Source organism: Niallia circulans NBRC 13626, from assembly GCF_001591585.1.
Lineage (GTDB): Bacteria > Bacillota > Bacilli > Bacillales > Cytobacillaceae > Niallia > Niallia circulans.
On record NZ_BCVE01000027.1, the window covers coordinates 20,420 to 43,709 of the forward strand.

Below are 23,290 nucleotides of genomic sequence, written 5' to 3' on the forward strand. Positions count from 1 at the left end.
TTTATTCATCCTCTGCTTTATATGGTATATATACGGCAAAAGTGGTGCCCTTTCCAGGCTTGGACGAAATAATAAGTTCCCCCTCTAGCCTTTCAATCGCCATTGCCAATAAATACAATCCAAATCCCCGATTATTTCCTTTAGTAGAGAAGCCTTTATCTAGCACTTTATTTTGAAGGGCATTCGTCATTCCTATTCCAGTATCTTTCACTTCGATGGTTAAAATTTCTTCTGCATAATCCAAGGTAAGATCTACCTTTTTGTTTATGCTGTCTACCATTGCCTCTATTGCATTATCAAAGATATTTCCGATAATCGTAATTAGTTCATTTGTAATCTCCGGGTCTGCTGGTTTTGGAAGGATATTTTCACAAGCAAAGGAAAGGGAAACGCCTGATTCTCTAGCAAAACTTAGCTTACCAATCAAAAACCCAGCAAGTACAGGATCTTGAACCTTCTTCGTAACAAAGCCTACCTCTGTTTCCCGGTGATTAACCGTTTCACTTACATAATTAGCAAGGGTTTCATATTGTTCCGTACGAACTAAACCAAGGATAACATGGAGTTTATTCATAAACTCATGCGCCTGAGCACGGAGCGCATCCGCATAATTGCGCACCCCTGTCAGCTGCTCAGCTAATTGCTGAACCTCTGTTTTATCACGGAATGTGGCAATAGCCCCAACTACTTGATTTTCTACCACTACAGGAACTCTATTTACCAAAATGGTTACCCCATGCAAGTTCTGCTCTTGATCCAAATCCATTTCACCGGATTTTATAATGCGTGTTAACCGAGTTTCTGGTAAATAATCTTCAATGTTCCTTCCAATAGCATCCTCCCCAATGCCCGCTTTTTGAAAAAGCTTACTAGCTGCCTTGTTCACAAGCGTGATTTTTCCCTCTTGATCAATGGCTATAATGCCTTCACGCACAGACTGCAGCATCGAGCTTCGTTCTTCCAGAAGCTTGGCAATAGCAAAGGGTTCGAGCCCTAACAGAATTTTTTTGAAATATCTCGCCAGCACTACAGCCCCAATTATGCCAATGAGAATTCCTATTAATGTCCCTATTCCAATCCCCATCCGTCCTTTGTGGACAGCTTCTGTTACACTCTTTAAAGAAATTCCTACTGCCACTGCACCAATTTGCTCTTCCTCAGCGTTTTTTATTGGCGTAAATGCCCGCATCGATTTTCCAAGCGTTCCTTTGGAAATAGAAACATATTCCTTTCCATTAAGTACTGGTCCTTCATCCCCTCCACTGAAATGCTTTCCAACTTTACTAGATTCCGGATGGGATAGACGGTTTCCGTTCATATCCATCACCACAACAAAGTTCACATTCGTTTGTGCTTTAATTTTATTGGCAAACACCTGTACATCTTCTGTATTTTCTCTGCCTTCAAGAACTTCTATTACTTGCGGAGTTATCGCCATCATCCTCGCAACATTCAGTGCCTTCTCTTTCTGTGTTTCTTCCACGCTGGAGGTAATACTATTACTGATAATCAAATCCGTAATGCCAAGAGACAATGCAACAACTATACATACAAAAATAATAATGCTAGCTTGTAAACTGAATTTGCCTTTTTTCATATTCTCCTCCAAAGTGTTATAGGGTTAATTGTTTTAGTCATACGTAAATAAAAAACTGCTGCGCTCAAAAAGGGATAGAAGCAGACTCCATTCTCTATCATAAAGGCTATCATTTAATAAAAGAGTTTCTATCTGTTGATATATATGGCCATGAAAACTAAAAAACCTTCCCCTGTTAAGAGAAAGTTTTTTTAATTTATTATATACTTAAATAAGCTATGGGGCCTTTTTGTAATTAAAAAAAGTCCTTCCTTACAACAAAGAAATGCTGTCATAGGTTGGTTTTGTTTTCATAAAAAATGATAAGTGTTCTTTTAAAAATGCCACATAACGGTCAATCTCTTCTACTGTAGAGTATGGCGAAATAGTGAAAAATTTATGCGCATATACAGGGATTTGCTTGTTTGAATTTGCTGCTTTTACTAGGCACTGCTTTTTTGTATTTCCAAAGAAGATCGTATCTCTTTCAGCACCGATTATTTCTGCAAACGCATCATTAAATTGATTAATTTCAATCATTTCCTCAGCAGTTAAAAGACCGTTCCTTTCTTCTATCCATTTTGGCTCTTCTGGATAAAAACGGAAAGTGGTAATCGGTGAAACCTCATTCGTAATGGCAGCATTCGGGATTTCTTTTGTCAGCGTCTCTCTAAATTTACTATTCACACGAATATAGTTAGCTAGCAGCTTTTGATAGCCCTCCACACCAAATGCTAATAACGATGCATAAATTGCTAACGCACTTCCCATTCTCGAACATTCTAATGTATAGCCTGTATGATAGCTGCCGTAACCACGATTGCCAACATAAGGAGTTTCCTCTTCGTCTAAATCAACATACTTAAGACTCTCTCTGTTTTTAACCAAAAATAAACTCGTAATATACGGTGTTTGTCCTAGCTTATGGAAATCAAATACCATACTATCAGCAAGTTTGATTTGTGTAAACTTCTGTTGATAGGATTGCAAAACTTCCTTAACATCTTCTGCCAATTGAAGAGGATTTCTCTCAAAATCATAATTATTAAAAAAGGTATACATTCCTCCCATCGCTGAGTCTGCATGAATATAGAGCGGGCTTAAACAATGTCTGCGTTCTAACTCCTCCGCAAGCTGCTTAATTCCCTTTATGTCATCGATTCCAAAGGTATCTGTTGTACCCATTGTTGCCAGAATATAAAGAGGCACCCCACCTTTTGCAATAACCTGTTCTATTTTCTCCTTTAAATCTTCAAGATTCATAGAATGATCTTGGTTCACCTTGACTCGAACCATATTTTCTACCCCAATTCCGGCAGCTTCTACCGATTTATATAAGCTGTAGTGAGATAGCTCCGAACAGAAGCAATAAAGATTTTTCGGAATGCCCATTAGGTTAGAGGAAGGAGCATAACGAGCAATAGCGAGGCGTAAAGAATTGAAAACAGCCCCTTGTCCTCCCCATGTTGTATAGCCCGCACTTAAATTTTCGTCATATCCGATTAATTTAGAAAGCATACTTGTGATTTCCACCTCAGCTGTAGCTGCGGCTGGACCTTCTACATCCCAAAGGTTATTGCCATTTACAAGCACCATGACTAAATTACCTATGATACTAGCAATATTCGGCAAAGGTGCTGCATTTGCCACATAATTACGATTGACATAGCGATGACCTTCTACCAATTTTAGAAGCTCCTTGATTACTTCATTGATCGACACACCTGCTTGAGGAACATTCGCATTTTGAATCACACGATTATAATAATCCTCTGTGTACTCTGGCATTTCTCCAAGTGTTAATTTGTCAGGATCCTTTAATTCATCTATTTTTGTTAAAATTGTCTTAAAGTAGGACAGCAATTCCTCTCGTTGAAAGTCATTTCCGTCCATACTAGGAAACAATTCTTGTATTTCCTTCATTATTTGACCTCCTGAATGCTTCTTATTATTTAACAAAGTAATAATCAACCTGATAGGCCTGCTGCGTCTAAGATAACGATAATTAGGACAATAGGAACAATGTATTTCAACAGGACGTAAAAAATACATATTCTTACCCTGCCAATCCTATTTTTGCTCTCCATTGCTCTTGTTGTGACATAATTACTCCCTTTCCACTTTTGCAGCATATACTCCCTTCTGCTAGAGACAAAAGTCCAAATAAAAAAGTCCACACGAAAGAGGACATAAAAAAGCAATATATTGCTTATTAGCAAATATCCAGCCTTTTTTGGCAACCCGGCTGCCATGGAAATTGGCCCGCAGCTTTGCGTCCTCATGTTTCAATGAGTTTGCTATTTTCAAAGGAATATAACAAAATACTGTTATTTACGTTAAAAGTGGAATGAAAGTAAAAGCTTCTCACAAGTTTGATTACCGATGAGAAGCTTTTTTTCTAGCTTAAACCGCTACACTAACATCACCTTCAGCATGTGGGTTTTGTGCTGATTCTTGATTCCACGTAGATAATAGTTTATCCACATCATTTTTCAATTCTAAAAGATTTTCGGCTTCTTGTACTAAATTTTGAATTGTTTGTAATTCATCATCGCTGATTTCGATTAATTCCTCAAACATTTCAACCGATTCCCGTGAGATAGAAGCTATCTGTACAATTGTTGCCATGATTTGTTGAGAAGCTGACGATAATTCTTCTGTACTTGCAGAAGAATTTTCATTATTTTCCGCAATAACCTTTGTCGTAGACAAAATCTGTTCAAACATTGTTCCAACCTCTAGAATGTTCGTATTTGTCTCTTTGAATTCTTCTGTGCCCTGCTGCATTGATTTGACAACTATATTCGTTTCTTCTTGAATATTTTTCACAATATTGGATACTTCTGAAGAGGACTGACGGGACTGTTCAGCCAATTTTCGTACTTCGTCTGCTACAACAGCGAATCCCTTACCGTGTTCACCAGCCCGAGCTGCTTCTATTGCTGCGTTCAATGCCAATAGATTAATTTGTTCAGAAATCCCTGTAATTACTTTTACGATTGTACCAATTTCTTTAGACTTTTCACCAAGATTATTTATCGCATGAAAAGTCGTATTGATTGTTTGGTTAAATTGCTTCATTTTCACTAAAGAGTCCTTTAACTTTTCGTCTCCCTCTTGCGTTAATTCTAACGTAGTATTGGACTGTTCAGAAATTTGATTGGATCTTATGGACAAATCTTCAATCGCCTGAGCCATTTCCTCCATTGAAAGGGCGCTTTCCTCTGTAGCGACTAATTGTTTCTGCAAACCTCTGCCAACCTCATCAATTGCAGCTCTTACAATGTCCGCCTTTTCCATCGCGTATTCACCGATCTCCGTTAAACTTTCTCCCTTTTTATGTACGTTTTTGGAAAAAGAAAAGAACTTTCCCCTCACATGCTCTAAAAATTCAATTACTTGATTAAAGGTAGCATGATAAGAACTTGCTCCTTCTACTTTGCTGCTCATATTACCTGCCGCTATTTCTTTCATCCCGTTCATTATTTCTTTATTAATATGAGGATGGTTTTTCAATGTAAAATATCGATAAGCAAAATACACGGTGGTAACCAATAAGATAACAATAATACCTAGCAATATAGCCTCCATAATAAATAACTCTCCTATTTATATATTTGTTTAGACATTTGAAATTTTAAAGTTCTTTCATAATGATATATGTGCCGTCTGCGATTGTTGCAGGAATATCTTTTAATCTACTATTTTCTTGATATCTATGAACAATATAATTTCCTTTAACATCTTTATATTTTTTCATATTGTGATATTTTTCCATTACACGTATAGACTTAGGATTAGTTGCTTCTCCAACAACAGCCTTTAATCCCTGTTCAGATGCTTTCGTTATTAATTTATTTCCTAATTGCTTAATAATTTCGTGACGCTCGTGTTCAGCAGTTACTCCTAACATAAATAAATGAAGTATCTCGCCATCCTGCAGTTCTTTTCCAGTACGCTGCTTATAATCTTCCATAAAGCGTTTATCTACATCTTCAAGAACATGTAGAATAACATTCATATCTAAAAAGGTGCCTTCAAATACATCTTCCCCAATAATCTCTGGCGCATTAGTATCTCCAGCAAGAACACCAACAACCTTTTGATTATTATCTATAGCGACTGCACAATATCCCTGCTCCACAGTAGCATCTATATAATCTTTCGTGAACTGATAGAAATCATCATAGCCTATATTTAATTGACCAACCATTGGCTCTTGAACCCATTTCCCAGCTATATCTACTCCAATAAATGAGCTTGCAAGACAGTCAGCAGCCTTTTCGATTAGATCCGTTTGTTCCTTTGTTATAATTTCATATTTATACGACATTTCTACCTTTTTCACTTCATAACTCCCCTTCAAATCCGATTAAAAACAGCTTTCTATTTACAACCTGGCATTACTTAGAATGAGATGCACGATCAATAAATGTACCTGCAAAATCAATTCTTTCTAGGGCATTTCTAATTTGCACTTGGGCAATTTTAGACGAAGGTTTAATTACAAGAACATCCTTAAAACCTAAGCTAGAGTAAAATTGCATTGTTTGTTCTAACTGAGGTACCACCTTTGATGGAACGGGCGTTTGATGAGTACCATCCACGACAAAAGTATAGTCTTTTTTGGATACTTTACTTATCGTATCCTGTAAATCAACCATATACCCCTCTGCGTCTTCCTCTCTCATCAACCCATGTACCTGTACACGTACTTCTTTTGAGTTTTCATCTATTTCCATTTTATACTTCTTTTTGTCTACAACAATCATCTCGAATCTCCTTTTCTATAAGTTTGTTTAGTTTATATTTTTTATTGTTCTCCCACGAATCCAAAGTAAAAATAAATAGCTATCCTAATACATAAATAGGGATAGCCAAATAATTGCTTAAAGTATACCTGGCAACCCGACTATCATTATCCAAGAGGATTTTAGACTCGTAGCTTTGCGTCCTTACCTTTCGATAAGTTTGCTTTTTTCAATTTCAGGAAAACAATAGTTCTAATAGCATGTATACATATTACTATTCCATTATAAGGAACTTGTCATTTTTTGTCGATACCAGGATTTTCTCTTCACATAAAAGAAACAAAAAATAGGTCTAATTACCTTGTGATTTCCAAACGATAATATTTGAAAATTCTCTCTCCTTGCGTATATAGTTAAAATGTATAAAAAACCCAATAAAGGAGTGAAGTTATGGGATTAAAAAGGAATTGGGCAGGTAATTATCAATATAGCACGACGAACTGGCACGAACCAGAATCAGTGGAGGAAATTCAACAATTAGTTTTAAAGTTAAAAAAGCTTCGTGTAATTGGAACTCGCCACTCATTTAATAACATCGCAGATTCAGACGAGAATATCGTCTCTTTGCAAAAACTGAATAAAGTTATTGCTATTAATAGGGAAGAAAAAACAGTAACTGTAGAAGCAGGAATGAAGTATGGAGATCTATGCCAAGTGCTTCAGCAGCATGGCTATGCCTTACATAATCTTGCATCCCTACCACACATTTCGATTGCTGGAGCTTGTGCCACAGCAACACATGGTTCAGGTAATCGCAATCAAAATTTATCTGCTGCAGTTTCCGCTATGGAAGTCGTTACAGCGGACGGTAGTATCATAACTTTTTCAAGAGAAAAGTCAGAAGAGGAATTACATGGTGCAGTCGTTGGATTAGGAGGAATTGGTATTGTTACAAAACTAACCTTAGCTATTCATCCAAGTCATCAAATGCGGCAAGATGTTTATGAAAATCTTCCATTCGCTCAAATAGCTGATCATTTTGATATCATTTCTTCCAGTGCTTATAGTGTCAGTCTGTTTACAGATTGGCAGAACGAAACATTTAATCAAGTGTGGTTAAAGAGCAAGCTGACAAATGACCAGACTTTTTCACTAGGTGATGACTTTTACGGAGCAAAAGCAGCCAAAGAAAATCTTCATCCAGTACGAGGAGTCGCTGCAACTAATTGCACGGCACAGCTCGGTGTTCCAGGAGATTGGCTTGACCGCATGCCACATTTCCGAATGGACTTCACTCCAAGTAAGGGACAAGAGCTGCAAAGTGAATATATTTTCCCGCGAGAACATGCCTATAACGCTCTTTGTGCCCTTAGTGACATTCGTGAATACATTGCACCCCTTTTATTTATTTCTGAAGTGCGGACAATTGCGAAGGACGAACTTTGGTTAAGTCCATCCTATAAACAGGATTCCGTCGCTATTCATTTTACTTGGCAAGATAAGTGGAAAGAAGTTCAGCAAGTACTCCCGCTAATCGAATCCAAGCTCGAGCCTTTTCAAGCAAAGCCACATTGGGGGAAGCTATTTACTACTGCCCCTTCCAAAATACAATCGCTATATGAAAAAATGCCCGCATTCCAGCATTTACTTATGAAGTATGACCCACAAGGTAAGTTCCGCAATACTTTTATGAATAGGTATATTTTTAACGAACAGAATTGAATCCGTTTACAATAAAATGTCGCTAGGCTGCTTCTAAACTAAAAAGCAATGGATGCTTAATCTATTGCCCCCATTGCTTTTTAGAAAATATAAATTTTTTCATCCTAAATCTCAATAATAATCGGAAGAATCATCGGCTTTCTCTTTGTTTGATTAAATAAATACTGGCCAACTGATTTTTTAATATTTTGTTTCATTACATTCCATTTATGAATATTCTCTGATTGCAAGTCATTGACAGTCTTTTTGACCAAACGGTTTACTTCCTTCAGTAATTCATCAGAGTTACGGGCATAAACAAATCCCCTCGTAATCGTATCTGGGCCAGAAATAATCTTCCTGTCGCCCTTGCTGATGGTGATAATAACAACAAGCATCCCATCTTCCGATAACTGCTTTCGATCTCTTAACACAATATCGCCAACATCCCCAACACCCATCCCATCTACATATGTGTCTCCTGCTGGGACAAAGCGTGTTTGACGGGCTACTCCATTTTTGATATCGACAACTTCTCCATTTTTAATAATAAAAGTATTCTCTTTTTCCACTCCCACTGATTCTGCTAATATTCGATGATGGTAGAGCATACGAGATTCTCCATGAATGGGAATGAAGTAGGTTGGTTTCATTAAGGTTAACATTAGCTTTAAATCTTCTTGATAACCATGACCGGAAACGTGCATACCGGTTGTACTGCCAGAACCATAAATTACTTTTGCCCCAAGTTGAAATAAATTATCTATGATTTTAGAGACGTCTTTTTCATTTCCAGGGATTGGAGATGCTGCTAGAATCACGGTATCCCCCGGATATATTGTAACATCGCGAAAGTTCCCACTTGCTAAACGTGACAAAGCAGCCATTGGTTCTCCTTGACTACCTGTACAGAGAATGGCAACTTTTTCTACTGGCAGTTGATCTACTTGACTGACATCAATTAACATTCCCTCCGGCATATGAAGATAGCCACGTTCTATAGCAACGTTCACCACATTTACCATACTGCGGCCAAGCAATGCTAATTTACGATTCGTTTTTATAGCAGACTCTACTACTTGTTGTATTCTATTAACATTCGAAGCAAATGTCGAAATGAAAATTTTCCCATCTGCTTTCATAAAGGCTTCATCTAAATGAGAACCAACCATTTGTTCAGAAGGAGTTAACCCCTTTCGTTCTGCATTTGTGCTCTCTGATATTAATGCTAAAACTCCCTGCTGCCCGATTTCCGCCATTTTATGTATATCAGCATATTGGTTATTAGCCGGGGTTAAATCAAATTTAAAGTCACCTGTGTGAACAATATTTCCTTCTGGGGTGTGGAAAACAACTCCAAGACAATCTGGGATGCTGTGACTTACCTTAAAAAAGGAAACTTGCACTTCTCCAAACTCTAGCTTGGAGCTAGAATCAATAGTTATTAATTTTGTCTCTCCGTTTAGCTTATGCTCATTGATTTTAAGCTCTATTAAACCTAAGGTAAATCTTGTAGCATAAATAGGAATGCTTAATTTCCTTAGAATATAGGGGATTCCACCAATATGGTCTTCATGACCATGGGTAACGATTAAAGCTTTTATTTTATCTTGATTCTCCTCCAAATAGGTTATATCTGGAATTATTAAATCAATACCCAATAAGCTTTCATCAGGAAATTTCCCTCCACAATCAATAACAAAAATTTCATCCTGATATTGAACGACATACATATTTTTTCCGATTTCATTTATTCCGCCTAATGCAAAAAACGACAAAGCATTCTCATCCACTTTCATTATTCTCCTCCTTATCGCACTAAATATTGTTATTATTTCTTTTTTATTTAGCTTTCATGCAAAAAGAAGAGAAACACATCTATTGCTTAAGAAACTTTAAAGAAAAGGCTCCTGCAGAAAAAGAAAAAACCCCAATAAGGGGTCTTAATCCAAAATTCACTATTTTAAGTTTTTTATGCCAGTTTCTAATACTTCCATTTGCCATAACGTTTGTTCGTCTGTTATGGTCTTATCTTCCCCATTTATAATCGCTTTGTATAAATCATCATACACTCTTCCATAATCGCCGTTTACCGATTTCACTGTTTCTTCATGGATTGTCCCTTCATCATCAATGTAGGTTAATACTCCATAGTGTTTTATCGTATCTATCCCGAAATCTTTATTATCCGGCATGTAAAATAATTTTAAATGTTCCTCTTGACGATCTTTTGTTTCTTTCACAAAACATCCCTTTTTTCCATGAACGACAAAGCTTGGTCTTTCTTTCAATCTAAAATAACTAGACTTTACAGACACTTTCATCTTCCCATAATATAAATCTAAATCAAAATAATCATTCATTCTTCCTTGTCCTAATAATTGCCTTACATCATAATGAATATGATCAGGTTTGCCAAAATAGCTGATGACCTGATCAAGCGTATGGCAGCCATGTCCATATAAAAATGACTCCGCAGGATTAAAAGTCTCTGCAGATTCTGGCACTTCCGGACGGTAATAATCATAATGCATTTCCACTTCCAGCAAGTCCCCTAATTTGCCTTCTTCGATGACCTTCTGCACAGTCAGAAAATCACTGTCAAAACGTCTATTTTGATACGCCTGCACAATTAAATTCTTTTCTTTCGCCAATGCAAATATTTCTCTGGCCTGCTGGGCAGTTTCCATAAAAGGTTTTTCAACTAAACAGTGTTTATTATGTTCTAGTGCTAATTTAGTGTATTCAAAATGACTGTCATGTCTTGTGCAAATAACAATTAATTGAATGTCTTTATCATTTAATAATTCATTTAAATCAGATGTATAATTGACTCCTGCAATTCGATCCCAGCTTTCATGCTTTGGATTTCTTTGATAAATTGTTTTTACCTTGATATTCTCTCTTTGTAATACAAACGGCAGATGATATCTGTTTGTGCTTTTCCCATTTCCAATATAACCAATAGTAAGCATAGCAGCCTCCTAAAAATTTATTTATTATACTATTTATCCCATTTTTCTTTCTATTTGTCATGTGAAAAGCACCTCCTAAAAAAATCATACTAGGAGGTGCTTTTCTCTTTTATATTGTCTTACTTACATTAAGTGAATTAGGTGGAATACAATACCTACCACGAATAAGCCAAGAATCATAACGATTGGAGAAACTTTCTTTCTAAGCAGCCACATACAAAGAAGTGTTAACAATAATCCAGCTAAACCAGGAATTAAGCTATCTAAGTTACTTTGTAATGTTGTTACTTTTATTGGATCTAATGAAAGACCAGCAGCTTGCTGTTCCAAGGCGGTTTTAATCCCCTCTGCTCCAGCAGGTAATTTATCCCAATCAATATAAGCACCTTCATCAAGCTCTACTGACGATACTACAGGGGTAAATTTGACCGATACCCACCGGTTTACGAGTGCACCGAGGATAAACATCCCGAGAATCGATGCCCCTTTTGTAATGTTTTGCAGCAACCCACCAGATAAGTCATCCGTAATTTTTGAACCAGCTTTGTAGCCAACTTCTTGTGTATACCAAGTGAATCCCATGCGGATAAGGTTCCAAGCAAAGAAGTAAATAATTGGTCCAAGAATATTACCAGTTAAAGCAAGAGAAGCAGCCAAAGCACCAAGGATTGGCTTCACTGTAAACCAGAAAACTGGATCTCCAATACCAGCTAATGGTCCCATCATTCCGACTTTAACCCCTTGAATTGCTTTATCATCCACTGGTGCTCCATTGGCACGCTCTTCTTCAAGCGCTAATGTTACACCAAGAATAGGTGAAGCGACATAAGGATGTGTATTAAAGAACTCTAAGTGACGTTTTAGCGCTTCCGCACGATCTTCTTTTGATTTATATAATCTTTTTATTGCAGGAATCATGGCGAATGCCCAACCACCGTTTTGCATACGTTCATAGTTCCAAGAACCTTGAATAAACGTGGAACGCCACCAAACCGAAATACGATCTTTTTTTGATAATTTAAATGCTTTTTCCATTTTCTGTCCCCTCCTTCTTAGTAATTATCGATAATATCGCCTAGTGGATCACCAGTGTTCCCATTTCCGCCATTACCAGAGCCGCCTTTGTTAGAAAGCGCAAGATAGATAAGAGCAAGAGCCACACCGATAGCCCCAAGACCAATAAGTGTAATTTGTGAAACAGTCGCTAATACGAAACCAATCGCAAAGAATGGCCATACTTCTTTTGTAGCCATCATGTTAATAACCATTGCGTAACCAACAGCAACAACCATTCCCCCGCCGATTGCTAAACCGTTTGTCAACCAATCTGGCATAGCTGTAAGTAAGTCACTCACAGGACCTGCCCCAATAGCGATAATTAACGCAGCTGGTATAGCAATACGTAATCCTTGTAAGATGATCGCAAAAATATGCCATAGTTCAACTTTTTTAATGTTTCCTTCTTTCGCCGCCGCATCCATCAAATGCACCAATCCTGTTGCAATTGTACGAACGATGATAGTTAATAATAAACCAGCAACTGCAAGTGGAACTGCAATCGCAATGGCAGAGGATACACCGGCATCCCCTTGACCGCTTAAAACTAAAATAATGGCAGATGCAACTGATGCTAATGCAGCATCCGGTGCTACGGCAGCCCCAATGTTCGCCCAACCTAAAGCGATCATTTGAAGGGTACCACCTAAGATAAGACATGGTACTAATTCTCCTGTAACTAAGCCGATTAACGTACAGGCAATGATTGGTTGGTGAAAGTGGAATTCATCCAGGATTCCTTCAACACCAGCTAAAAACGCTACAATAATGACTAATAATATTTGAATCATATTCAAATCCATGTTTATTAATCCTCCTTTTTCTTTGATATTCGGATTATTTTCGTCTATTTAACTCTTCTTGTGCTTTCTTGATTATTTCATCCATATTACCTTTTGAATCATTCGGAACTTTACGTACATCGAAGCTTAAACCAGCTTCTTTTAACTTCGCAAATGCATCAATATCGTCTTGGTTAAAAGCTAACACCTTATTCGGTTGAACTTTACCAGGTGAGTGTGCCATAGAACCTACGTTGATTGTCTTCAATGGAACACCACCCTCAACTGCTCTAAGAGCATCCTGTGGATTTTCAAATAGTAGTAAAGCGCGTTGACCACCAAAGTGTTGATCATCTTTTGCAAGTTCGATCATTTTTTTCACTGGAACAACATGTGCTTTTACTCCTGGAGGAGCAGCTTGTTGGATTAATTTCTTACGAAGTTCATCCTTCGCTACTTCATCAGAGACAACAATAATACGGGTAGGCTGTGTCGTTTTTGTCCAAGCCGTTGCTACTTGTCCATGAAGTAAACGAGAATCAATACGTGCTAACACATATTCAAATTTCCCAGGAGCACCTGCACTTACTGGCTGAGCAGTCGTATTAGCAGCTGTTTCTGCTGGTTCTAAAGCTTCAGGTCTTACTTTAACTCCTTCTTTAGCTGTTCCTAAAATATGTGCGGCAATTTCATGTGCAGTGTTCATTGTAAAGCGTGATGCATAAGCTTCAATCAACATTGGTAAGTTCATACCAGCAACAATTGCCCATTTTTCATTGTGTTCTTCAAACAAGCTATTGGCTTGGTTGAAAGGAGTTCCACCCCAAAGATCAACTAAGAATAGTACTTCGTCTTGGTTATCGAAAGAGGCGATTGCTTCTTGCATTTTTGCCTTTACATCTGCAGGTCCTTCGCTTGGCATCAATGTAACAGCTTTTACATTTTCTTGCTCTCCGAAGATCATTGCTCCAGATTGCAAGATACCACTGGCAAATTCACCGTGACTAGCAATGATAATTCCTACCATCTTTTTACCTCCCATTATTATTTTTACAGCTATCAAGCTGCATTTTTCCAACTCATCTAAAGCGATTACATATAAGCGATTACAGTGTTTGATAAAAATAAAAAAGGCATGAGTAAAAAGTCGATTTAAATGAATTTATAGGTATAGAATGCCCCTATTCTCTTCATTCAATCATACTTTTTTACTCATGCCTGATCGAATCAGTAACACGTAAAATAATGACGATAGTTATTCAATTTATTCTGTAAACGCTTTAAACGGAGTAATTAATATCCTTCTGCTTCACTTTAGTAAGCTTGCAAAAAAATTATAGCACACTGGATTTTCTCTTTCAATAGGGAAATTTATTTTTTTGATTCCGCTATCATTTTCTTAAAACCTCTCTCAAAAACAATGCTGAGATTCCTAATTGCAATATATTTTTTTCCTCTATCCTTTCTACTGCGAATCTGTTATTTTTTCGACTTACCCGTTAATCCGCGTTTAATAACATCAAAGAAACTCAACGATTGAACCATACGCTTCGGATCAACATACTCACGAATTGCTCGTAAAACTTTTTTCGGGTCTTTAGAAGAAAATGTATACGTCCCATTTCGTTTCGTTTGGATAGAATAACGCGGGATCCATTTCCCCTTGAACATGATGGAAGCAATTACATAATCTACCTCTTCCCAAGGAATCTGGATAAACTTGCGAGCATCACGGCTATTAAAGAATTCAAAGCCCTTGTCCCCAATCATAATCTTCCCATATTCTGAGATTCCTGTGTGTGAAGTTGCATTCATAACTAAATCGACTTTTGTATTAATTGATTGGACCATTTGTTTACTCCATTTCTATCTTTTAATACTAATAATTATACGTGTTTTTTTGCTTTAAGCAAATACTCTGGGAGAGTTCACATTAACTTAAGAATTTAGATTATGCAATTAAGAAGCTATTGTATTCAGCGGTATCTTTAGAATTACTAGCAAATAGTTTTGATGATGTTGATCAAATATTGGAAGTGGAATGCTCCAATCTATATGTTCACGGATAATTATTATTTCCGAACGTATTTAAAAAAAGTTTGAAATCATGCGTGCCGATTTTACAACATCGACACGCATGGAGAGTATTTTTAGGGCTGTCTATTTGACCATAATAGGACTAAAATTGGTTTCGCTTTTTTCTTTTGATCAGGAAATGAGGAATTAATATCAGATACGATATGCATAAAATACAAATCATAACCAAATCGCTATCTTGTTTATTTTTCAGCCTTCCTCAATCGGTGATGATCCATTAGAGGGTGCTCCTAAATGTCTCTACAATATGCTCTACTGTAAATCCATATTCCTCCATTAATCTATTTGCTGGAGCGGATGCACCAAAATGATCAATGGTAATCATTCTTCCATTATGTCCAATATATTCTCTCCAACCTAAACTAGAGCCTAATTCGATTGCCACACGTGCAGTTATATGACTAGGAATCACCCTTTCCTTATAATCTGCTGGTTGTTGTTCAAAAAGATCCCAGCTTGGCATACTTATAACAGAAACATATATGCCTTCCTTTTCTAACACTTCTTGTGCATCAAGAGCAAGGGTTACTTCTGAACCCGTAGCAAGTAACAGACCAACTACTTTTCCTTTTGCTTGTGATACAACATAAGCGCCTCTTTTTACCCCTTCATACACTTGTTCTTGATCAGCCTTAAGAGTTGGAAGATCTTGGCGAGTTAACACTAAAGCAGTCGGATGGTCTTGACTTTCAAGTGCTAAGCGCCATGCTGCCGCCGTTTCCTTCGCCTCTGCTGGCCTAATGACTGAAATACCAGGCATTGCCCTTAATGCCGCAAGATGCTCGATTGGCTGGTGTGTCGGCCCATCTTCCCCGACTGCAATACTGTCATGTGTAAATACATAAGTAACTGGTAACTTCATCAGTGCGGCTAAGCGAATCGCTGGGCGTAAGTAATCAGAGAAAACAAAAAAGGTTGCTCCAAATACTTTCACTCCACCGTGAAGAGCCATCCCGTTTAATGCGGCACCCATTGCAAATTCACGAACACCAAACCAAATATTGCGTGCTTCATAACCATCTAACGCAAAGTTCTTTTCCGATGAAATCAAAGTTTTATTAGATCCTGCAAGATCAGCTGAACCACCGATCATTTGTGGAATGGCATTTGCTGCTGCATTTAATACTCTTCCTGAAGATTCCCTCGTTGCTATTTTTAATCCTGATTCAAATATAGGCAGATCCTTTCGCCAGTTTATAGGAAGTTCGCCTTTTACAGCACTCTCAAATTGCGCTGCAAGTTCAGGATAGGTTGCTTTGTACTCCTCAAATTGTTCATTCCACGCTTGCTCTATGGCTTTTCCTTTTTCTCTGATACTCGCAAAATGCTTTTCTACTTCTTCTGGTACAAAAAATGGTTCTTTTGCTTCCCACTGATAAGCCGCTCTCGTTAATTCAATTTCTTCTTTCCCAAGAGGTGCACCATGACTCGCCGAGGAACCAGACTTATTAGGTGAACCAAAACCAATTGTTGTTTTAACCTCAATTAAAGTAGGTCGTTCTAAATCTGTCTTTGCTTCTTTCACTGCCTTTTGGATAGCTTCAATATCATTACCATCTTCTACGCGCAGGACTTGCCATCCATATGCTTTAAATCGATCTGCTACACTTTCAGAAAAAGATAGATTGAGATTCCCGTCTAGTGAAATATCGTTAGAATCATATAGCACAACTAAACGACCTAGCTTTAAGTGCCCTGCTAGGGAAGCTGCTTCCGCAGATACCCCTTCCATTAAATCCCCATCGCCACAAAGACTATATGTAAAATGATTTATTATATGGAAATTCTCCTTATTATACCTTTCAGCTAGATGACTTTCTGCCATTGCCATACCAACCGCCATCGCGATACCTTGACCAAGCGGGCCTGTTGTCGCTTCTACTCCTTCTGTATGTCCATATTCAGGATGTCCAGGTGTTTTGCTTCCCCATTGACGGAAATTCTTTAAATCCTCAATCGTCAGCCCATATCCGAATAGATGAAGCATACTGTATAGCAGGGCTGAACCGTGACCAGCCGACAGGATAAAACGATCACGATTCAGCCATTTAGGATTAGCAGGATTTATATTCATTTCTTTTGCCCATAACGTATAAGCCATTGGAGCAGCCCCCATTGCAATTCCTGGGTGACCAGAGTTCGCTTGTTCAATTGCGTCAATGGATAATAATCTAATAGTGTTAATAGCTAATTGGTCAATCAATTGGTTTGTAGTCAATTTAATAAAGCTCCTTTATTTTTTAAATTGTTTGTTTTTCTGAATATCTATTATTTATTTAAAAGGATTTTACAATGTATAAAGAGGCGGGTTTCCTTCCCCCACCCCTTTAAAAAATTAGGATTCTACTTCTTTCCCAGTCATGTCCTTGTAATCTTGACACATAATTTCCCATGACTTTTCAATATCTTCATTTACTCCAAATAAGCCACTGCGGCCGACGATATAAATGTCAGGACCAGCTTCATCAATTCTCTTAAATGTTTTTCGACTAGAGGAACCATCCATTTCAATAACATATTGATATCCCTTTTTGTCTCGTAATTCTCTTAATGCTACAATTTTATCTAATGTGCTTTCGATAAAACGCTGCCCGGCAAACCCTGGATCCACTGTCATAATGGTTATTTTATCTACTAATTCAATATATGGAAAAATTGTTTCAATAGTCGTTTCTGGATTCAGTACTACTCCAGCTTTTAACCCAGCATCATGTATTTGATCAATTAAACGAAAAGCTAAACCATCAAGTACTTCCGCATGCATGCAAATCCATTCACACTTTAAATCAACCAATTGTTGAACCCAGAAACTTGGATTTGTAACCATAAGATGGGCAGACATAGGTAAATCACTTATCTTCCGTACTTCCTCGATAAACCAAGGGGATAAAGTAATATTCGGCACATAATGCCCATCCATAATATCAATATGATAAGAATCTACATGCTGATTTAAAAATGTGATTTGTTCTTTAAATTTATCTAAATCCATAGTCATTAAGGATGGTGAAAATCCTACTTTTTTCATCATTTGCTCAACCTCCACAAACCTGCTATTTTCTTTAAATTAATGCTCTTTTTTTAAACCAAACTTATTAACTAATAAAACTTAGCTTTACTGGTATATCAGTTAATGGTCCGTGCATTTAGTTAAAGAATTTGTATATCATCTAAATCAATATCTTCCTCTTCCACTTCTACTTGTTCGTCTTCTTTTACGTTTTTCTTAATTAAGGCAAGCGCTAATCCTGTAACGACTACATTCACTAGAATAGCTGCAACACCCGCCCAAGGATTGGACATAGTTGGTAACATAAATACGCCGCCAAATGGTACTGTTGCATCTGCTCCTAACACCATTGTTACTGCTCCGCCAGCTGCTCCTCCAATGGCTACAGCTGTTACAGTACGAACGATATCATTCATAACAATTGGGATTACCCCTTCAACGATATTAACAACACCCATTGGCACCGCTGACTTTAATGTCTCTACTTCTGATCGAGTATAAATATTTTTCTTAAAGACTTTTGCAATAAAGTAAGCTAATCCAAATCCAATTGGAGTTGCTGTATTTACTAATTGTAAAGCTGTGATCGGCCCATTAATTCCTTCTGCCTGCATGGTTAATACGAAGGCAAACACAGTCTTGTTAATTGGACCGCCAAAGTCAATTCCGCTCAATAGACCAACAATTCCGCCGAATACTAATAAAGAGGAGGTTCCTAAACTGTTTAATGCATCTGTTAATAAGGATGTAAAGGCAGCAATCGGGATACCGATAATGTATACCATGATTAATCCACCAATAATGGATGTGAAGAATGGAACAATTAGGGTTGGCATTAACCCTTTAGCCCAGCTAGGAACTTTAAAATGTTTTATAATTGCTATAGCAAGATAACCTGATAAAAATCCTCCCAAAATACCACCAATAAATCCAGCACCAATCGCGTTAGCAGTTAAACCAATAATGAATCCTGGAGCTATTCCTGGTTTACCAGCAATGGAATAAGAAATCCCTGTTGCAATAACGGCAGGTAATAACCCTAAACCTGCTCCACCCATTGTTGCTAATGCATCCCATATGTTAAATTCCCCTTGTACTAAGGTACCTTGACTAGTCCCGCCAAAAGCCATACCAATTGCGATTAAGAAACCTGCTCCACAAACAATTGGAATCAAAAATGAAATTGCTGTTAATAAATGGCCTTTTAAATTTAATTTTTTTACTCCACTCATTATTAACCCTCCTTTTAATTAAAGACCTCTCTCCATAAATTTCTTAGCTACATAAAGCTTCTTTCACATCTTCCGCATTTTTGGATTGCAGCATCTTCTTAATGACTTCATCATTTCCTAGTTTTCTAGCAAATAATGATAATAATTTCAGATGACTTTGTGCTCCGTCATCGTTTCCAACAGCAAACAGAATGATTCCTTTTACACCCTTTCCATCGAGGCTCTCCCAAGCAATTTCCTCTTGCGTTATACCAATGGCTACCCCTATTTTTTCAACAGAATCGCTTTTACCATGAGGAATAGCAATATAATTGCCTATCCCAGTCTGTCCGATTGCTTCTCTCGCATAAATATCCTTTGTGAACTCTTCGATATCTTTAATGTACTTGTTTTCAAGTAACACCTCAGCTAATTCCTGAATAGCTTCTTCTTTACTTTTAGCGCTCATGTTGGTTTTGATTGTATTTATATCTACAATGTTGTTTACTTCCATCATTCTCTCTCCTTTTACGATTATTTCTTTTGACTTACAACCTCTGCTGCTTTTTCAATTAGTTTATTTGGTGATTTAACAGCTATCTCTGTGGTGACTTGGATAATTCGCTTTCCGTCAAACCGTTCTCTTCCTGCGATTTTGACATCTGTAGCCAAAATTACGATGTCTGCTTCAGCTATTTGCTGTTGCGATAATTCATTCTCTATTCCAATCGTTCCTTGTGTTTCAATATGAATTTCATGACCTGCCTTCTTTCCAGCATTCTCTAATTTTTCCTGTGCGATATACGTATGGGCAATCCCAACTGTGCAAGCTGCAACTCCAACTATTTTCATGATTATTCCTCCTAATATCCTATAATTTCTTCGCTGAATTCTTCTTCTTCATGACTTTTCAATAAGCGGTTTAGATACTCTTCATCTGCAAAAGATCGGATAAATGAAGAGATGCGTTTCTTTATATTAACGCTTTCATTTTTCTTTAATAAAATAATAATCACTAGACAGATATCTTTTGACTGATCCCATGTTATGATTGGATTTACTAAACGGATAAATAGAATTTGACTTTTCTTGAGTTGATCACTTTCAATATGTGGCAGCATTACATGCTCTGCGATTAACGTACTGCCTATTTTATCTCTCTCATTTAATTGATGGATCACTTCCTCTTTTGATATAGGATTATCTTGTGAAACAATCTTAGAAATAAAAGAGTAGATTTCTTCTTTTGTTTTTAATTCACAATTAAAATAAACTTGATAGATTGAATTAATATCCATGGTAAATTTCCTCTATTTTTCCCTGAAGTCTCTTCTGATCATCCATTGTAAACATTGCACTCACTAATAAATAAGGAATAGCTACTTCTTCCTTCATATGAACTGTACTTAAAATCAATTCAGCATCTGAGTACTTCTCTTTTAATATCTGTGTATTTCGTGATGCCACTACATCCACTATTTCTAACTCGGGGAATTTCTTGGAAACCTTTGCTCTTAGAAGTTCTGAAGTTCCAATTCCCGTTGTACACATGATTAATGTTTTGATTGGATGCTGATATTGTCTCGTTTCCAGCGCCTTTGCAAAATAGAGGGTGATAAAACCATTTTCATCATCATTTATCGCTGGTAAGTTGAATTTTTCACTAATCGATCCAGAAACCTTCCTTACCCCCATAAATACTTCTTCATACGTCAACTTAATCTGACTTAACAAATTATTTTTAACCCGAATCTTGTGCTCCAATCGATTCAGCATTGGTTTAATATGATTGGCTAAATCGACAAATATAGACTGACACTGGCTGTCTATATCCATTCCTAAGCTGGTGCTCATTCCTTCAATATAGGCCTTCGTTACTCTAATCACTTCTGATGAAAAAGTAGAAGTAATAGCATGCGATCCCTGCATTCTTGATGACACTAGATATTGATAAAGAAAATACACTTCCATATCTGGCAAAGGACTGTTCAAATATTTCTCGATATTCTGCACAATCATCTTAGCAAGCGGATACAAAATATCTCGCTGCATGTTTTCCATTTCTTTAGAAGAAATCTCATCAGTAAATAACCTGATAGGAACTTTCCTTGATCGGCTCAAAAGTATATATAAATGAGAAAAAATATTCACATTATATGGATAAGGAATCGTTATGTTTAAATCCTCTTCCATCTTTCTCAATTGCTCCAATATAAATAAGACATCGTATTGATTAAAATTCAATTTCGGATTCCGCTTTAAATCATCAATATCAATAATATGAAAGATCTCAATAATATCTTTAATTGCCTTCCTAATATTCACTTCATCCCCAAGAATGGCTAAAGTTCTATTTTTTCGCTCTAAAACTAAATTGTATTTTTTTAGCTCTTCACTCATTATTTGTTCATCATTAAAAGCAACAGAGTCTCCTACATAATAGTCACTAAATAAATGATAAACATTTATAGGTTTCGGCGAAGACAATAATAGTTGTTCCATTATTCGTTTACGTCTCTCTTGAGGAGAAAACTGCATTTTCTTGTCTTTATAATTGCTTTTTTGTGCATGAATAAATTTTTCGTAATCTAGTTTATATCCTCTCCCTCTTTCAGATATGATTAAAGGGCCATCCTCGTACTCGTCATTAATTTTATTTACTAAACGATAGACTGTTTTTTGAGAAACATTTAGTACTTCAAGGAGTTCCTTCGAAGTAACATATCCTTGAGTCTTTGAAAGAAACAGTAACAGATCTTGTTCATAATTACTTTTAGAACTCATCTCCTTGCCTCCTTGCTATTATATTAACCTATACAATAACATACGCTTCGCTGGAAAATGACCGTTGCAACGGTCATTTTTTCATAGAATCTCTAGGTGATTTCTTTCCATCGTCAGACTGACAAAGCATTATGCATAAATGGTTTATGGTGGACAAAGCCCATCTACACCTGTAGTGTGTTTATTCATGTTATAAAAAGAAACAGAGACGCCTAATAAGTTCAGCGAACTTATTAGGCGTCTTTTTTTTAAACATTGATACCGTCATATCCTTTCTACAGGAAGATTCCTTTTTAGTAGCTTAAATTTCTTAAGATCACCAAAAATACAAAAATAAAATAAACCCTGCCATTTGGCAAGATTTTATTTATACTAATTCTTTTAAATTATGAATGTAAATCCTGCGAATTTTTTCTATTTGGTTGATATAGGGTTTTCATCTTCTTCCATGTCCGCACAACTTTGATTAATAGCAAATTCTGTTCCTTTCATTATATAATACCATTCCTAAAATTGGTCCTCCAGATGCACCTATTCCAGTCCATATTACATACGCTGTTCCCATTGGATTTCCATTACATAGGCAAGTAAAATAAAACGTAAGCCAAACCCTGAGCTAAATAAACCAACTATAGTCTAGAAGTTCTCGTCAACATACTTCTTTATTGATCATCTCTTACTCTCCTTTCTGCGGATAAGTTTTGTACTGTTCATTTAAGTTGATTTTTGTATAAAATTTACTTTCTATTAAAATAATTACAACTTATAATGTATTTAAAACTATACTAAGGAGAAAGAAATGAATTATGAAAACATCTACCCCATGCCCTAACTGTAATAAATCTCTTACAATCGAACATTTTGAAGATTTTCCATCACCATTTAATATGAAATGCCCGCATTGTAAGGCCAAGTTAAAAGAAACGAAGATGACACCAATATTAATTTTAGTAGCAATAATCATAATTCCTCTCTTTATTTTACTTGGTGTCACTGTCAAAAACTTTTTAACTAACTTCTTTCCTGTTGTGGAAAAAATCCCCACAGCAATAATTTTCCTAGCATTTTGCTATCCCGTTTATGCTTTATATGAAGCTTTCAATGCTGTTATTATCTTTAAAGGGAATCTCCAATTAAAAAAACGTCAGTAATAATAGAAGCGTGAATTCTCTCACGCTTTTTGTATTAAATTAGAGCTTTTCTTTCCGATTGCACAGCTGTTATCTACTTTCCTTACGTTTAACTATTAGCTTTCGTCCATCACATATTTCCGTATCTAATTCTTGTTAATTTCATGAAAACGATGTCTTCATTTTCTATATCAAACAAAAACACCATACTCCCACG

The 23,290-nt window shown here is 36.7% G+C and carries 21 protein-coding genes, 1 pseudogene and 2 riboswitches; of the genes and pseudogenes, 2 read left to right on the plus strand and 20 right to left on the minus strand.

The features are described from left to right. Position 1: 1 nt before the first annotated feature. From dcuS to BCI01S_RS21935, 6 genes are all read right to left on the minus strand, one after another. Positions 2-1,597, minus strand: coding sequence for a DcuS/MalK family sensor histidine kinase (gene dcuS / locus BCI01S_RS21910; protein ID WP_047943351.1), 1,596 nt, complete (start codon positions 1,595-1,597; stop codon positions 2-4). 252 nt (positions 1,598-1,849) lie between these two features. Next, positions 1,850-3,499 carry a pyridoxal phosphate-dependent decarboxylase family protein gene (locus BCI01S_RS21915; protein WP_061801101.1) on the minus strand — a complete coding sequence of 550 codons (1,650 nt, stop codon included), beginning with the start codon at positions 3,497-3,499 and terminating at the stop codon, positions 1,850-1,852. Between the two features lie 44 nt (positions 3,500-3,543). Further along, the gene (locus BCI01S_RS25470; RefSeq protein WP_156485485.1) at positions 3,544-3,708 is read right to left on the minus strand and encodes a hypothetical protein; all 165 of its coding nucleotides are present in this window, start codon (positions 3,706-3,708) and stop codon (positions 3,544-3,546) included. A gap of 100 nt (positions 3,709-3,808) precedes the next feature. After that, a riboswitch (cyclic di-GMP riboswitch) is annotated at positions 3,809-3,885 on the minus strand. 94 nt (positions 3,886-3,979) lie between these two features. Then, positions 3,980-5,167, minus strand: a complete 1,188-nt coding sequence (locus BCI01S_RS21925) for a methyl-accepting chemotaxis protein (protein ID WP_047943349.1) — start codon at positions 5,165-5,167, stop codon at positions 3,980-3,982. Positions 5,168-5,213: 46 nt separating this feature from the next. After that, positions 5,214-5,924 (minus strand): hypothetical protein, encoded by a 711-nt coding sequence (locus tag BCI01S_RS21930; RefSeq protein ID WP_235844557.1) that lies wholly within the window; start codon positions 5,922-5,924, stop codon positions 5,214-5,216. 55 nt (positions 5,925-5,979) lie between these two features. Beyond that, entirely contained in the window at positions 5,980-6,348 is a 369-nt protein-coding gene (locus BCI01S_RS21935) for a hypothetical protein (RefSeq protein ID WP_047943348.1), read from the minus strand. A gap of 127 nt (positions 6,349-6,475) precedes the next feature. Continuing rightward, a riboswitch (cyclic di-GMP riboswitch) is annotated at positions 6,476-6,562 on the minus strand. A 215-nt stretch (positions 6,563-6,777) separates the two neighbouring features. On the opposite strand from BCI01S_RS21935, the gene BCI01S_RS21940 reads away from it, so the two are divergent. Further along, positions 6,778-8,049, plus strand: a complete 1,272-nt coding sequence (locus BCI01S_RS21940; protein WP_061801103.1) for an FAD-binding protein — start codon at positions 6,778-6,780, stop codon at positions 8,047-8,049. 104 nt (positions 8,050-8,153) lie between these two features. On the opposite strand, the gene BCI01S_RS21945 is transcribed toward BCI01S_RS21940, so the two are convergent. The 14 genes and pseudogenes from BCI01S_RS21945 to BCI01S_RS24990 form a co-directional block, all read right to left on the minus strand. Then, positions 8,154-9,827 (minus strand): ribonuclease J, encoded by a 1,674-nt coding sequence (locus tag BCI01S_RS21945; protein WP_047943346.1) that lies wholly within the window; start codon positions 9,825-9,827, stop codon positions 8,154-8,156. Positions 9,828-9,986: 159 nt separating this feature from the next. Next, positions 9,987-11,003, minus strand: coding sequence for an oxidoreductase (locus tag BCI01S_RS21950; protein ID WP_047943345.1), 1,017 nt, complete (start codon positions 11,001-11,003; stop codon positions 9,987-9,989). 123 nt (positions 11,004-11,126) lie between these two features. Next, positions 11,127-12,038: a PTS system mannose/fructose/sorbose family transporter subunit IID gene (locus BCI01S_RS21955; RefSeq protein ID WP_047943344.1), complete on the minus strand. Its 912-nt coding sequence runs from the start codon at positions 12,036-12,038 to the stop codon at positions 11,127-11,129. A gap of 17 nt (positions 12,039-12,055) precedes the next feature. Next, positions 12,056-12,862, minus strand: a complete 807-nt coding sequence (locus tag BCI01S_RS21960; protein ID WP_047943343.1) for a PTS mannose/fructose/sorbose transporter subunit IIC — start codon at positions 12,860-12,862, stop codon at positions 12,056-12,058. 34 nt (positions 12,863-12,896) lie between these two features. After that, the gene (locus BCI01S_RS21965; protein WP_047943342.1) at positions 12,897-13,868 is read right to left on the minus strand and encodes a mannose/fructose/sorbose PTS transporter subunit IIA; all 972 of its coding nucleotides are present in this window, start codon (positions 13,866-13,868) and stop codon (positions 12,897-12,899) included. Between the two features lie 452 nt (positions 13,869-14,320). Further along, a complete protein-coding gene (locus tag BCI01S_RS21970; RefSeq protein ID WP_047943341.1) occupies positions 14,321-14,692 on the minus strand; it encodes a DUF956 family protein in 372 nt (123 codons plus the stop codon). Positions 14,693-15,155: 463 nt separating this feature from the next. Then, the gene (gene tkt, locus BCI01S_RS21975) at positions 15,156-17,156 is read right to left on the minus strand and encodes a transketolase (protein ID WP_235844558.1); all 2,001 of its coding nucleotides are present in this window, start codon (positions 17,154-17,156) and stop codon (positions 15,156-15,158) included. 117 nt (positions 17,157-17,273) lie between these two features. Further along, entirely contained in the window at positions 17,274-17,966 is a 693-nt protein-coding gene (gene alsE, locus BCI01S_RS21980) for a D-allulose 6-phosphate 3-epimerase (RefSeq protein WP_061801111.1), read from the minus strand. 122 nt (positions 17,967-18,088) lie between these two features. Continuing rightward, the gene (locus BCI01S_RS21985; RefSeq protein ID WP_047943339.1) at positions 18,089-19,180 is read right to left on the minus strand and encodes a PTS fructose transporter subunit IIC; all 1,092 of its coding nucleotides are present in this window, start codon (positions 19,178-19,180) and stop codon (positions 18,089-18,091) included. A gap of 43 nt (positions 19,181-19,223) precedes the next feature. Continuing rightward, positions 19,224-19,673 carry a PTS sugar transporter subunit IIA gene (locus BCI01S_RS21990; RefSeq protein ID WP_047943338.1) on the minus strand — a complete coding sequence of 150 codons (450 nt, stop codon included), beginning with the start codon at positions 19,671-19,673 and terminating at the stop codon, positions 19,224-19,226. Between the two features lie 20 nt (positions 19,674-19,693). Beyond that, the gene (locus BCI01S_RS21995; protein WP_047943337.1) at positions 19,694-20,011 is read right to left on the minus strand and encodes a PTS fructose transporter subunit IIB; all 318 of its coding nucleotides are present in this window, start codon (positions 20,009-20,011) and stop codon (positions 19,694-19,696) included. 11 nt (positions 20,012-20,022) lie between these two features. Then, positions 20,023-20,457, minus strand: coding sequence for a PTS sugar transporter subunit IIA (locus BCI01S_RS22000; protein WP_061801105.1), 435 nt, complete (start codon positions 20,455-20,457; stop codon positions 20,023-20,025). Beyond that, complete coding sequence (locus BCI01S_RS22005) at positions 20,447-21,943, minus strand: BglG family transcription antiterminator (protein ID WP_047943335.1); 1,497 nt, start codon at positions 21,941-21,943, stop codon at positions 20,447-20,449. Before BCI01S_RS22005 ends, BCI01S_RS22000 begins: the two co-directional genes overlap by 11 nt. Positions 21,944-22,430: 487 nt before the next feature. Beyond that, positions 22,431-22,567, minus strand: a pseudogene (locus tag BCI01S_RS24990) (SMR family transporter); the annotation flags it as partial. 182 nt (positions 22,568-22,749) lie between these two features. Between BCI01S_RS24990 and BCI01S_RS22010 the strand changes: the two are divergent. Further along, a complete protein-coding gene (locus tag BCI01S_RS22010; RefSeq protein WP_061801106.1) occupies positions 22,750-23,094 on the plus strand; it encodes a YcnL family membrane protein in 345 nt (114 codons plus the stop codon). Positions 23,095-23,290: the final 196 nt, after the last annotated feature.